This is a genomic window from Siminovitchia sediminis (assembly GCF_042680885.1).
GTDB classification, from domain to species: domain Bacteria; phylum Bacillota; class Bacilli; order Bacillales; family Bacillaceae_C; genus Siminovitchia; species Siminovitchia sediminis.
The window spans coordinates 149,858-162,235 of record NZ_JBHUEO010000004.1 but is presented as its reverse complement, the minus strand read 5'-3'; the positions used below and the strand labels follow the sequence as shown (position 1 = coordinate 162,235).

At 43.0% G+C, this 12,378-nt stretch carries 11 protein-coding genes and 1 pseudogene; 8 read left to right on the top strand and 4 right to left on the bottom strand.

The window, feature by feature from the left end; genetic code table 11:
- Window positions 1–12: 12 nt before the first annotated feature.
- From glnA to ACFSCZ_RS02155, 4 genes are all read left to right on the top strand, one after another.
- The gene (gene glnA, locus ACFSCZ_RS02170) at window positions 13–1,338 is read left to right on the top strand and encodes a type I glutamate--ammonia ligase (protein ID WP_380772064.1); all 1,326 of its coding nucleotides are present in this window, start codon (window positions 13–15) and stop codon (window positions 1,336–1,338) included.
- A 189-nt stretch (window positions 1,339–1,527) separates the two neighbouring features.
- Window positions 1,528–2,547, top strand: a complete 1,020-nt coding sequence (locus ACFSCZ_RS02165) for an alpha/beta fold hydrolase (RefSeq protein WP_380772062.1) — start codon at window positions 1,528–1,530, stop codon at window positions 2,545–2,547.
- A gap of 191 nt (window positions 2,548–2,738) precedes the next feature.
- On the top strand, window positions 2,739–3,554 hold the full coding sequence (locus tag ACFSCZ_RS02160) for a ZIP family metal transporter (protein WP_380772060.1): 816 nt from the start codon (window positions 2,739–2,741) through the stop codon (window positions 3,552–3,554).
- 154 nt (window positions 3,555–3,708) lie between these two features.
- Window positions 3,709–4,659: a ketopantoate reductase family protein gene (locus ACFSCZ_RS02155; protein WP_380772058.1), complete on the top strand. Its 951-nt coding sequence runs from the start codon at window positions 3,709–3,711 to the stop codon at window positions 4,657–4,659.
- Between the two features lie 178 nt (window positions 4,660–4,837).
- On the opposite strand, the gene ACFSCZ_RS02150 is transcribed toward ACFSCZ_RS02155, so the two are convergent.
- Window positions 4,838–5,371: a nitroreductase family protein gene (locus ACFSCZ_RS02150; protein WP_380772056.1), complete on the bottom strand. Its 534-nt coding sequence runs from the start codon at window positions 5,369–5,371 to the stop codon at window positions 4,838–4,840.
- Window positions 5,372–5,806: 435 nt separating this feature from the next.
- Between ACFSCZ_RS02150 and ACFSCZ_RS02145 the strand changes: the two genes are divergently transcribed.
- The 4 genes and pseudogenes from ACFSCZ_RS02145 (at window position 5,807) to ACFSCZ_RS02130 (ending at window position 8,954) form a co-directional block, all read left to right on the top strand.
- Window positions 5,807–6,595: an Fpg/Nei family DNA glycosylase gene (locus tag ACFSCZ_RS02145; RefSeq protein ID WP_380772054.1), complete on the top strand. Its 789-nt coding sequence runs from the start codon at window positions 5,807–5,809 to the stop codon at window positions 6,593–6,595.
- Between the two features lie 16 nt (window positions 6,596–6,611).
- Window positions 6,612–7,451: a deoxyribonuclease IV gene (locus ACFSCZ_RS02140; protein WP_380772052.1), complete on the top strand. Its 840-nt coding sequence runs from the start codon at window positions 6,612–6,614 to the stop codon at window positions 7,449–7,451.
- A gap of 315 nt (window positions 7,452–7,766) precedes the next feature.
- A pseudogene (locus ACFSCZ_RS02135) lies at window positions 7,767–8,372 on the top strand (SDR family NAD(P)-dependent oxidoreductase).
- 105 nt (window positions 8,373–8,477) lie between these two features.
- A complete protein-coding gene (locus ACFSCZ_RS02130; RefSeq protein ID WP_380772050.1) occupies window positions 8,478–8,954 on the top strand; it encodes a DinB family protein in 477 nt (158 codons plus the stop codon).
- A 327-nt stretch (window positions 8,955–9,281) separates the two neighbouring features.
- On the opposite strand, the gene ACFSCZ_RS02125 is transcribed toward ACFSCZ_RS02130, so the two are convergent.
- The 3 genes from ACFSCZ_RS02125 to ACFSCZ_RS02115 are packed head-to-tail and all read right to left on the bottom strand — an operon-like array spanning window position 9,282 to window position 12,245.
- Window positions 9,282–9,746: a tripartite tricarboxylate transporter TctB family protein gene (locus ACFSCZ_RS02125; RefSeq protein WP_380772048.1), complete on the bottom strand. Its 465-nt coding sequence runs from the start codon at window positions 9,744–9,746 to the stop codon at window positions 9,282–9,284.
- Window positions 9,743–11,248 carry a tripartite tricarboxylate transporter permease gene (locus ACFSCZ_RS02120; RefSeq protein WP_380772046.1) on the bottom strand — a complete coding sequence of 502 codons (1,506 nt, stop codon included), beginning with the start codon at window positions 11,246–11,248 and terminating at the stop codon, window positions 9,743–9,745. The genes ACFSCZ_RS02125 and ACFSCZ_RS02120 overlap by 4 nt, the downstream gene beginning before the upstream one ends.
- Before the next feature lie 40 nt (window positions 11,249–11,288).
- Window positions 11,289–12,245, bottom strand: coding sequence for a tripartite tricarboxylate transporter substrate binding protein (locus ACFSCZ_RS02115; RefSeq protein ID WP_380772045.1), 957 nt, complete (start codon window positions 12,243–12,245; stop codon window positions 11,289–11,291).
- Between the last annotated feature and the right edge of the window lie 133 nt (window positions 12,246–12,378).

The following is a 12,378-nucleotide window of genomic DNA, read 5'->3' as shown; positions in this document are numbered from 1 at the left end:
GAAACTTAGCGGATGGACCGAGAAACGATTTTACGATTGGTCGAAGAACTTCATGTAAAGTTTATTCGTCTGCAATTTACCGATATAATTGGAACAGTAAAAAATGTAGAAATACCAGTCGCCCAACTGAATAAAGCGTTGGATAATAAAATGATGTTCGACGGCTCTTCCATTCATGGATTTGTAAGAATCGAAGAGTCTGACATGTATCTATATCCTGATTTGGACACCTTTGTCGTATTTCCTTGGACGGCTGAAAAAGGAAAAGTGGCAAGAATGATCTGTGACGTTTATCGTCCGGATGGAACCCCGTTTGAAGGTGATCCTCGGAATAATTTTAAGAGAGTATTACGCGAGATGGAATTGATGGGGTATACGGATTTCAACCTGGGAGCCGAACCGGAATTTTTCCTGTTCAAGCTGGATGAAAACGGACGGCCGACAATGAACCTGAATGACCAGGGGGGCTATTTTGATTTAGCCCCAACGGATCTGGGAGAAAACTGCAGACGGGATATCGTCCTGGAACTTGAGGAAATGGGTTTTGATATTGAAGCGTCTCATCATGAGGTGGCTCCGGGCCAGCATGAGATTGATTTCAAATACCAAAATGCCCTTCGCGCCTGTGATGACATTCAAACATTTAAACTGGTAGTCAAAACGATCGCCAGAAAGCATGGATTGCACGCAACGTTTATGCCCAAACCAATATTTGGCATCAGCGGTTCAGGGATGCACTGCAATGTCAGCCTGCATAAAAACAAGGAAAATATTTTTTGTGATCCGGATGGTGAATGGGGGCTCAGTGACACAGCGAGACATTTTGTCGCTGGGATATTGCAGCATGCCCCCCATTTTACGGCAGTGACGAATCCCACTGTCAATTCTTATAAGAGGCTGGTGCCGGGTTATGAAGCCCCATCTTATGTTGCGTGGTCCGCACAAAACAGAAGTCCGCTGATTCGTATTCCCTCTTCCCGTGGGAAAAGTACCCGTATAGAAGTCAGAAGTGTGGATCCAGCGGCTAATCCTTATCTGGCAATGTCCGTGCTCCTGGCTGCGGGGCTGGACGGAATCAAGAAACAGCTGCAGCCGCCCAATCCGGTAAATGAAAATATTTATGACATGACGAAAGAAGAAAGAGATGCGAACGGTATCAGGGATCTGCCAGCGTCATTATTTGATGCACTGGAATTATTGAAACAAGACCAAGTGATCAAAGAGGCTCTCGGCAATCACTTGCTGGAACATTTTACTGAAGCCAAGCAAATTGAATGGGATCAATTCAGAACGCAAATTCATCCTTGGGAACGCGAGCAATATATGACACAATATTAATGCTATTAGTGGTTTACATTAATGTTATGGATAATCATAGTAGATTCGTAATGGTATATCAATGAGACGCAAGGTGCAGGGACACCAGCCCTTGCGTCTTTTTTTGTCCATGTAGTACAAAAGATTTAAATGTATTGTCTGTAAATTAGGAAAAGAGATATAATGAATGAAAAAAGAGGGGGCAAGGTCATGGCATTATTTTTAAGGAGAAGGGATTTTACGATTCCTTCAACAGGAATTGACTTAATTGAACAAGTGACGCTTGGAGGAGTAGAGCAAACCATTCTCATCCAGGCAATCAACCCCGAAAAACCTGTTTTACTTTTTATTCACGGTGGACCTTGCATGCCTGTGCCAGGCGTAGTATCCCGGGGGCAAGACTATGCGGTTGCCACCAATACCAAGAAATTGGTCGAACATTTTGTTTTGGTCCTTTGGGATCAGAGAGGGGCGGGAAAGTCCTATAACAAAACAATACCCTCCGAATCCATGAGAATTGAACAATTTATTGAAGATAGTAATGAATTAATAGATGTTTTAAAAGAGCGTTTTAACAAGGATAAAGTTTTTCTCGCAGGTCACTCATGGGGCAGTATCATTGGATTATCCATTGCATCTAAATACCCGGACAAACTCCACGCGTATATAGGAATTTCTCAAATTATGAATTGGACCGAAAATGATACACTTTGCTATCATTGGGTAAAAGAAAAGGCAAAGGCTGCCAATGATAAAAAAACCCTTGCGAAGCTGGAAAGGATTGGGAAACCTCCTTATGTAAAAAACCCAAAACAATTTACGGATTTTCGGGGCCCGTTAATAAAATATAAATCCATGATATATGAAAGTGATAAAGTGAAGCATCCGGGAATGGCTGGCGGCATTAAATTATTTTTATTTTCAAAAGATTATACCCTCAAGGATATTTTTCATACTTTTTACAGTGCCTACAACTTAACCTATACTCAAGCGCTCATCGAAGACTTTGCAAACATTAATTTGCATTCTATTGACAGAATTGAAGTTCCGCTTTATTTTTTACATGGAAAGCATGATGTGCATGTTGACCGCAAACCGGTCGAGCGCTTTTTGAAAAAAGTTGAGGCACCGATGGGAAAAGAGATGGTCTTGTACGAGAACTCTGCACATATGTTTCACCCGGAAGATACGAGGATGATTGAAGATTTTATCATCCGTCTGGCAAAGTAACCACAACGGACGATATCCCTCGTCCATTACATATTACCTTCGAAAAGTAAAAAAGATATCGACTGTGAAGGACAAATCTCTATGATAAAAAAGGGGAACGCAGCCCAAAGAGATTGATATAATATATTGGTAAGTCTTGTTAAGAAAATATCCAGAAGCAAAAAAGCTTAAAGAAAAAGGGGTTCTTCAACATGGAGGATTTTTTCGGAAGTTTTAATCCCGTAACACAAGCGTTTCTGGTTACGTTATTTACTTGGTTCATGACAGCTGTAGGAGCGTCACTCGTTTTTACTATGAAAACAGTCAATCAGCGGATGCTGGACAGCATGCTCGGTTTTGCCGGTGGTGTGATGATTGCAGCGAGTTACTGGTCGCTCCTTGGGCCGGCTATAGACATGTCTGAAGGCCATATCATCGGAGAATGGTTTCCAGCTGCATCAGGCTTTTTACTGGGAGGGATTTTCATTTGGGCTATGGATAAAATTCTCCCCCATCTTCATCCCAATGCCGTGATGGCGGATGCAGAAGGATATCAGTCCAAAAAAATGAAACGAAGCACATTACTTGTGTTTGCTCTTACGCTTCACAATATTCCTGAAGGGCTTGCCATCGGAATTGCTTTCGGTGCGCTTGCAAACGGAGGAACAGAGGCTTCTTTAGCGGGCGCTCTTGCATTAGCGATCGGTATCGGCATTCAAAATATTCCGGAGGGAGCAGCAGTTTCCTTGCCGTTGAGAGGGGATGGACTGTCAAGAAGAAAGAGTTTTATGTATGGGCAGTTTTCAGGTATGGTTGAACCGGCAGCTGCTGTCATTGGAGCTGTTGCCGTAACTGTTATCTCCCCTTTGCTTCCATATGCCCTTAGCTTTGCGGCAGGTGCCATGATCTTTGTAGTGATTGAAGAAGTCATTCCCGGTTCACAGGAAAAAGGGAATAAAGATCTTGCTTCGATGAGCCTGATGTTTGGGTTTGTTTTAATGATGATTTTGGATGTGGCCCTCGGATAAGCACACAAAAAGCTGTACGGATGGATTCGGCAGCTTTTTGTGCTTTTTAATGAAGCTCCAATCAGGACAAGCCTGAATGAATTGCTTGCCCGTACAAGTGTGGCAGCTGACATCAGCGCATGGTAAAATAACGAAAAAAGGGGTGGGAACTATTATGAAAAGGATTGAATCCGTATCATTAATTGGACTGGGTGCCATCGGAGCAGCTTACGGAAGCAAGCTCCATGAATTGCTGAAAGATTCATTTCGAGTGGTGGCAAATGAGGAGCGAGTCAATCGTTATCAAAGCCATGGAGTAAAGGTAAACGGGAAAGTCTATCATTTTAACTGCGTTCCTGCAGATGCAAAAGTGGAACCGGCAGACCTGGTTATTTTCTCAGTGAAAAATGCGGATCTCTCTCAAGCAATGAAAGATATTCAACACCATATCGGATCTGACACGATTATTTTATCTCTGCTGAATGGGATTTCCAGTGAAGAGGAAATCTATTCGGTTTTTAAAAGTGAACATATTTTGCACAGTATGAGTGTGGAAATTGATGCTGTCAGGAAAGGTGATGATACCCGTTTCAGCACGCTGGGAAGAGTTGAATTTGGAGATCAGCATAACGTCAGATCTGAGGATGTATTGGCTGTTCGGGATCTGTTTGAAAGAGCTGGGATCGATTATGTGATATCCGACAATATTTTACATACGATGTGGTGGAAGTTTATGATCAACGTTTCCATTAATCAAACGTCAGCCGTACTGAATGCCCCATATGGTGTTTTTCAGACATTGCCTTCCGCCTATGACTGGGCAAAGTCTGTCATGCGTGAAGTCGTAGCTTTGTCACAAAAAACCGGTGCCAACTTGACAGAAGCCGATATTGATCGATTTTGGCCTGTATTAAATCATCTTTCCCCAGAGGGGAAAACCTCCATGCTGCAAGATATAGAAGCCGGAAGAAAAACGGAAGTGGACTATTTTGGCGGAACCGTATGTAAATTAGGTGAAAAATATGACGTACCCACACCCATCAATGAACAATTGACAAAGATTATACATATTATCGAAGAAAAAGCGGCCTGCACAAATAAAGGGGTGCCCGCACAGAGTGTTTAAACTTTTAAGGACACTGGCAACTTGTTTTTCCTAAAATGATCAGGCCATCTCCTGGAATGTAAGGAGATGGCCTCTTTTGTTTCATTGGAATCGTGAAGAAATTCCATGGGAAGGAGGAGTCTCCCTGTCAAGGGAGGAAGGTTCCTTCCTGGTATTGTCTTCTCTGCATTTTGCACATTTACTCAGCGGAAGACCAATGTCCAAAGTGAACAATTTCCTCAAAAGGCAAATGTTTCTTGGGTGTCGGTTCATAATTGGGATAACCTATCCCTATCACTGCAGTTATTCGCCTGTCCTCTGGAATGGAAGCCAGCTTTCGTACATGGCTTTCACGTTTCTCCGACTCCTTCTGATCCTCTGAATGATAAATGGCTCCAAAGGCTGCGCCTATTTTTTCCTCCGTTGCGGCAAGCCACAAAAATCCGCAGGCAATGGATGAATCCTGAAGCCAATACTTACTGATATCCGGTCTTCCCGTGACAATGATTCCAGCTCCTGCATCAGCGAGCCACTTCATAAAAGGTGTTGCGGTTGACAGCGATTGTAATGTATCGCGATCCTGGATAACGATCAATTCACGTGAGGGAAGGTTATTGCCTGTGGGTGCCAAGTACCCCGACTGAATAATCCGCTCCAGCTTTTCTTTTTCAATGTCCTTCGGTAAAAATGAGGTAATTTCTCTGCGGTTTTTAATTGCTTCTTGTACGTTCATCCAATTCTCCTCTCCGGCCGAATTAAACCCTTTTAATCCTATAAGTTTTATTATAAATGATGATCATCAATTGAACAAAATGAATGAGTGGAATACCATATGGGAGATCAAATTTCCTTTTCAGCAGATAAAGCTGGAAGAGTGATTTTGGTGAGTGATATTTCATATCAACAAGACTGTTTTTAAGTGAGTGAATTTGAGTAATCTTAATAACCGGTCACTGGAAAAGTAATCCACGACCCTCTAAATCTAAGAATCACTCATAACCGGTTATTGGAGTAAATTTGCAACAACTCCGGTTCCTTATAGGGTTTGATTATCAACGTTTCTCACCGCCTTTTTTAGCCCCGCCATATCATCCAGTCCTTTCGGACATTATATTTTTTACGCATTGAGGAATAATGACAATACATTACATACAGCGGAGTGAAGTGCATGCCTGAATTACCTGAGATGGAAACGTACAAAGTGTTGTTGGAACAGATAATCGGCGGCCAAATGATTACTGGGGTCGTCATCAATCGGGAAAAATCTATCAATGTACCCATAGAAGAATTTACCCGGAAGGTTTTACATCAAAAAATTGAATCGATTGAAAGAAGGGCAAAGTATGTAATATTCCGCCTTCAAAACGGATTTTGTTTGCTGCTGCACCTGATGCTTGGGGGATGGATGTATTATGGGACAAAAGAAGAACAGCCTGACCGGAGCATTCAGGTTCAATTATCCTTTCAAGATCATCATCTTTATTTTATCGGACTGCGGCTGGGTTATTTGCATTTGCATACACCTGAAATGATTTGGAGAAAGCTGCAGCATTTGGGGCCGGAACCGCTGGATCCGAATTTTTCTTTAGATGCATTTTTCTCGATATTTCAAAACAGGAGAGGCGGCTTAAAAACAACCTTGATGAATCAAGAGGTGCTCTCCGGGATTGGCAGCCGTTATTCAGATGAAATTTTATGGCATTGTCAATTGCATCCGAAAAGAAGAATCAATGAACTGGAACCAAGCGGCCTGGTTCGCTTATACGGATCTATTCAATCTATTCTTCAACTGGCAATGCAACATGGAGGATATATGGATCCTCTATACCGGGATGACCACAAAACCGGAGGCTATCAAATGTTTGTTCATGGGGTTGAAGGAAAGAATTGCAGCCGTTGTGGGAACATGATTGTGAAAGCAGATAAAATGTATTTTTGTCAACAATGCCAGCTATAGGTTCAGGAGGGAGAGTATGCGATTTGGCTGCCATCTTTCGATTCGAAATGGTTATCTCGGAGCTGCTCAGCAGGCTTATGCCATGAATGCGGGGGCCTTTCAATATTTTCCGAAAAACCCCCGTAATCTTACGGTGAAAGATTTTTCCAAAGAGGATGCGGCACGATGCAAGGAGTTTTGTCTGGAAAAAGGGCTTGTATCCGTGAGCCATTCTCCTTACCCCACCAATTTAACTCCCCAAAACGAGACAAAACGTGAGCATGTAGTTCAATCCTTATTAAATGATCTGGAAATCAGCGAGGCATGCGGTTCTTTAGGGGTCGTTGTTCATTTTGGTAAGCCTGTCGCTCAACTTACCCTTCTTGATTGTTACCGTCTGATGATCGATGTATTGAACGAAATTCTTTATATCTGGGAAGGGGATGCCAAAATATTGCTTGAAAATAATGCGGGAATCCCTGGGACGATGGGAACAACATTGGAAGAACACGTCCATGTCCGCAATTTATGTGACTATCCGGAGAAGATCGGTTTTTGCCTGGATACATGCCATGCTTTTGCTTCGGGTTTATGGGATGGAGACAATTGGAGGGATCTTGCAGAAAAAGGTACAGACCTGGGATATTTTCAGGAACTTCAGGTAATTCACTTCAATAACTCTAAATATGGGACACGCGAGGGAAAGGACCGTCATGCTCCCATCTTTGGAAAAGGATGCATAAAAGAAGAGCAATTTGACGATCTCATACAATCGACACAAGCAGCAGGGGTTCCATTGATATTAGAGACACCTAAAGAAGAAATGCCGCATGAAAAGGAAATTCAATTATTGCTGAGGAAATGGAGCCAAAAATGACTATAAGCGTCAGCAGCGTCGGTACTTACAAAACACACAGAAGACATCCTCATAGGTGTCGGTGTCTTTATAGGGGTAACGAACCGGAATCAAGTTTGTTTTGATAGACAACAAATAGAGCTGTTAAATTAAAGGTAGGTGTGCTGCAACGATGATGTTTCAAGATAAAGTTGTTTTAATCACTGGTACTGCGGGAGGCATAGGGATAGCCGCTGCCAAGGCGATTGCCAAAGAGAGGCCAAATTGGCTCTGGCAGACTTAAAAGCAACCGATTGAGCAAGCTGTCAACCTGTTGATGCCAAAGACAAATGACTGTTGACAGCAAATGTTGCCCAAGAAGATGACGTAAGGGAATATGTTCAAAAAACGAAAGATCACTCTGGCCGCATTGATGTCTTTATCAACAATGCCGGCATTAATGGCGAATTCAAAGATATTACAGAGCAATCCAGAAGAGAACTGCCGAAATGTATTGGATGTTAGCGTGATGGGCATATTCTTTGAGTTAAAATATGCTCTTCAAGTAATGAAAGGGCAAAAAAGCGGTGCGGTTGTAAACACGACTTCCAATGGAGGGTTGCTGGACGCACCTGGAATGAGTGCCTATGTGGCTTCCAAGCACGCGTGATCGGAATCAATAAATCTGCTGCACTTGAAATGGCTGAGTTTGGCGTACGGGTTAATGCGGTCTGCCCTTCAGGAGTAAATACAGAAATGATGAGAAGAATAGAGAAAAGTGCAATGGGAGATCGTGCGGAAGAGGCAAGAAAAGCTTTTGAAGCCTCCGTTCCATTGAACCGGTATGCCAGTGCAGAAAAAATTGGCAGATTTAGTCATTTTTGGCATCGGACCGTACTTCTTTTATCAGCGGGTCTTATTACAGAATTGACGGAGGACAAGGTGCTACTTCAGTATAATTGAAAAGTTCCCTTTGCATGGGAACTTTTTCTTTAATGCTCATAAATTGAAATTTGTTTTTTTCATTCAGTATAATATAACATAATACATAGAAATGAGGGGATAGGCATGTACCGAAAAGTAGAGGATTTTGTTCAGGAGTGGGAAGCTGCTTCTGCAGGAACAATAAGTGCGATTGAAGCGATCACAAATGACAAGTTAGGCCAGTCCATCGTTGAAGGGCATAATTCTTTGGGGTGGCTAGCCTGGCATTTGGTCTCTGTGGGTGGTGCATTTGGACAATCTGCAGGTTTTGATGTGAAAGCTCCTGCTCCCGGCCGGCAAGCCCCAAATGATGTTTCCGAAATTGCGGAAGCCTATAAAAAGTTAAGTAACGGAATCATTGAAGGTGCAGCAAAACTGTCTGATGGGGATATGCTGGAAGAGGTGAACAGCGTATTCGGAAACATCCCCAGAGGGAAGTTATTAAGAATTTTAATCGATCATCAGACGCACCATCGTGGACAGATGACTGTATTGATTCGCCAGGCAGGATTAAATGTGCCGGGTGTCATGGGACCAACGAAAGAAATGCAGCAGAACTAAAGAACAGATGTAATCGCATCACAGCAGGTGATGCGTTTTTATTTACAATCAATCGGGGCATGATAGGCAATGATATAATTGAAGCAAGGTTATATTTGATAGAAGAGAGAAGAGGGCGGGAAAAAAGTTTGGAGTGAGTATTACCCGCTCCGAAAAATCTCTTTTGTTTTTTCAAGGCTGGCCGGTGAGCCTCCTCGTGCTCTCGCACTGCGAGGTCTCAGCGCGGCCTTTCCCCGTGCAGGAGTCAGCCTTAGTTCCTCCGCTATTGGAGTGAATGGTCTGCTTAGACCCAGCCTCTTTAGGATGACCAGCCATGTGAGTGGGTGCTCATGAGCTTACGAATATACTGACAGGAAGAGGAACGAAAAAAACATAACGAAATAATAGATAAAAAGCTGTACTGAAAATAAATGCAACAGACAATGACTGAGTAAAGACCCTTCGTCTGCTTTTGAGTGGTTCGTCTCTTTGCAAATACCATGCGGTGACAGTTATATACAAAATGCTTGCGGGCCAGAACCCCGCAATAACGATAAATAATACATATCCGGCCATACTCAAGGCAATTAGGATGATTTTCCGGCGGTCCATATGGGTAAAATATTGTCTGGTATCTTTAGAAACCAGGCTTTTGACAAAATAGACAGAACTAAGCAGCAAGAGGATGATTCCTACCGTCCGTGGAAAAATGTAGCTTACTTCGGACAAACCTCTTGTCTCCCAAAGAATAATGGATGCCAACAGGAGAAGTAAACAAGAGGAAAGCAGATCAATTTTTGATTTTTGGATCATTTGATATTACCACCTGCTTTCTTCAATCTTACCCATGAAGACACCAGTGGGCCGATGAAAGAGATGAGGCAAAGTACAATCAAAACAATGGTAATGGGTCGAGAGAAGAAAAGGGAGGCAATACCGCCTGATGCATTTCCCAGCAGCAAAGATTGCCCAAGTCCTCTTTCTGCAATTGGTCCAAGAATAAAACCAAGAACGATTGGAGCCGGGTGGAAACCGATATTCTTTAATAGGAATGCAAAGATTCCCAATCCAATTAAAAGTGTAATGTCCAATAAGCTGTTTCTGATGGTGTAAGCCCCGATAATTGTCATAAATACAATGGATGGAGCCAAGTAATAGTTGGGTACTGAGAGAATTTTTCCTACGTATTTAGAGCCGATCAAACCAAAGAATAGCATAATCAAGTTGGCGATAATAAAGCTGATTAAAAATGTGTACACCAGGCTGGCTTCTTCCTTCATTAAATTAGGCCCGGGCATAATTCCCTGCATCATTAACGCTCCAAGGATGATGGCTGCAGGAGGTGCTCCGGGAATTCCCAGTGATAAGAGAGGAACCAGGGAACCCCCAACTTCTGCATTGTTCGATGTTTCTGCAGCCATTACCCCATCAATGTTCCCTTTGCCGAAGGAAGTTTTATCTTTCGAGAACCTGACAGCAGCATCATAGGATAATAGTGCGGCAACATTCCCTCCTGCGCCTGGTATAATGCCGACAATAATTCCGATAATGGATGAACGAATGATGATAAAAGGTTTCTTGATCATATAAAAGAAGATGTTCTTAATGACTCCTTGTTCTTTTTTGATTGTTTTTTGTGATCGTGTTTTACTTTCAATCATGGAGATAACTTCAGGTATGCAGAAAAAAGCGATAAGGACGACCACCATGTCCAACCCTGACTGTAAGGCCGAAAACCCAAAGGTGAAGCGGGATTCTCCTCCGACCGGAGATATTCCTACTGTACCGAGGAGGAGTCCTATACACCCTCCAATCAATCCTTTCAATAAAGACCCGGAGGAGAGGGTAGCAATCATTGTTAATCCAAGAATCGCCACCCAAAAATATTCGGGAGGTCCCAGGCTCAGTGCCCATTTGGCTAGGGCTGGGGTTAGGAGGAGTAGAGCAATCCCGCCGATAACCCCTCCAATCCCTGAACTGAGTGCCGCCATGGTCAAAGCATGGGAGGCCTTACCCTGCCGGGCTAAAGGATATCCGTCAAATGTGGTGGCAATGGATGATGGTGTACCCGGGGTGTTAATTAAAATGGCAGAAATACATCCGCCGAATATACCGCCCACATATAGTCCTCCCATGGTGATCAATGAAGTATCCGGCATCATGGTAAAAGTAAATGGAAGAAGCAGGGCAAGTGCCATTGTGGCGGTTAAACCCGGCAAGGCGCCGACAATGATTCCAACCAAAACACCAAGGCATAGCAGGAGCACATTCATCGGATCGGTTAAGGAACCGATAATACTTGGCAACAGTTCCATTCGTGAGCCTCCTCATCTGGGAGCATTCAAAACAAGGGTTTTATTGAAGCGTTTCTTTGTATTCCTCAGTTTTCTTTTCAATATACTCCAAGGATTCTTTATGTCCCATTGTCTTGGGTTCGAACCCTTCATCATACATTTGCTCGATTACATCGGGCTCTTCCAAGATATCCAAAAATGCTTTTTCCAGAATGCTTATAATGTCAGGATCCGTTCCGGGCGGTACTGCAATCCCTCGGTCAATGGAAGCGGTCATATCATATCCGGCTTCCTTAAAGGTAGGAATGTCAGGCATCGGATCAAAGGGTTCTTCCGTACCAATCGCAAGAATGGTCATCTCTTCTTTGTATTTTAATAAATCACTGGAGTTTGCCAATATGGCTTCAGTGTTTCCACCCAAAAAGGCCTGCATGGAAGGACCAGCCCCATCAAAGGGTACATATTGCATTTCAATACCGGCCATGTTCTGTAATTGTAAAAAAGCCATATGATGTCCGGTGTGATGCCCGGAACCCGATATCGTAATCTGTCCAGGTGCCTCCTTCGCTTTTTTTACAAAATCCTCTAAAGTAGTTATTTCACTGTCTTTAGATACAGCGAGAGCGATGGGGGTTGCTTGAAAAATAGCGACTGGAATAATCTCCTCTGTTTTATAGCCGGTATCATCGTTTGCCAGCGGCTGAAGAATAATATGAGGAATATTAATCCCGGCAAGGAAATAGCCGTCAGGTTTTTTATTGGCTAATTCGGACCAGCCCACGGCGCCGCCCCCGCCAGGTTTATATTGGATAATAATTTTTTGACCCAATGATTTTTCAAGGTAGGGCTGTTGTCTGCGGGCTTCGACATCCGATTGGCCACCGGGTTCAAATGGAATACTGTACGTAATGGATTTGTCCGGATAAATATCCTTTTGCTTTTCCGCAGGTCCTGAACAGGCAGCCATGACAAGAGCAGCCAGAATAAAGACCATCCGCTTCAAATATGTTTTTTTCACTCCGTCTCCCCCTCATCCCTAATGGTTTGAAACACCACGTCCCTGATTTCTTTATTGTATTCAACCTGAACTTTGTCCAATGACAGGAGATAATATCTTAAAATACTTACATGAATATAAAAAAATCCAAATA

Bases quoted from the DNA above. Each gene is read 5' to 3' on its own strand.
- glnA (WP_380772064.1), top strand. From the start codon at position 13: ATGGACCGAGAAACGATTTTACGATTGGTCGAAGAACTTCATGTAAAG.
- ACFSCZ_RS02165 (WP_380772062.1), top strand. From the start codon at position 1,528: ATGGCATTATTTTTAAGGAGAAGGGATTTTACGATTCCTTCAACAGGA.
- ACFSCZ_RS02160 (WP_380772060.1), top strand. From the start codon at position 2,739: ATGGAGGATTTTTTCGGAAGTTTTAATCCCGTAACACAAGCGTTTCTG.
- ACFSCZ_RS02155 (WP_380772058.1), top strand. From the start codon at position 3,709: ATGAAAAGGATTGAATCCGTATCATTAATTGGACTGGGTGCCATCGGA.
- ACFSCZ_RS02150 (WP_380772056.1), bottom strand. From the start codon at position 5,371: ATGAACGTACAAGAAGCAATTAAAAACCGCAGAGAAATTACCTCATTT.
- ACFSCZ_RS02145 (WP_380772054.1), top strand. From the start codon at position 5,807: ATGCCTGAATTACCTGAGATGGAAACGTACAAAGTGTTGTTGGAACAG.
- ACFSCZ_RS02140 (WP_380772052.1), top strand. From the start codon at position 6,612: ATGCGATTTGGCTGCCATCTTTCGATTCGAAATGGTTATCTCGGAGCT.
- ACFSCZ_RS02130 (WP_380772050.1), top strand. From the start codon at position 8,478: ATGTACCGAAAAGTAGAGGATTTTGTTCAGGAGTGGGAAGCTGCTTCT.
- ACFSCZ_RS02125 (WP_380772048.1), bottom strand. From the start codon at position 9,746: ATGATCCAAAAATCAAAAATTGATCTGCTTTCCTCTTGTTTACTTCTC.
- ACFSCZ_RS02120 (WP_380772046.1), bottom strand. From the start codon at position 11,248: ATGGAACTGTTGCCAAGTATTATCGGTTCCTTAACCGATCCGATGAAT.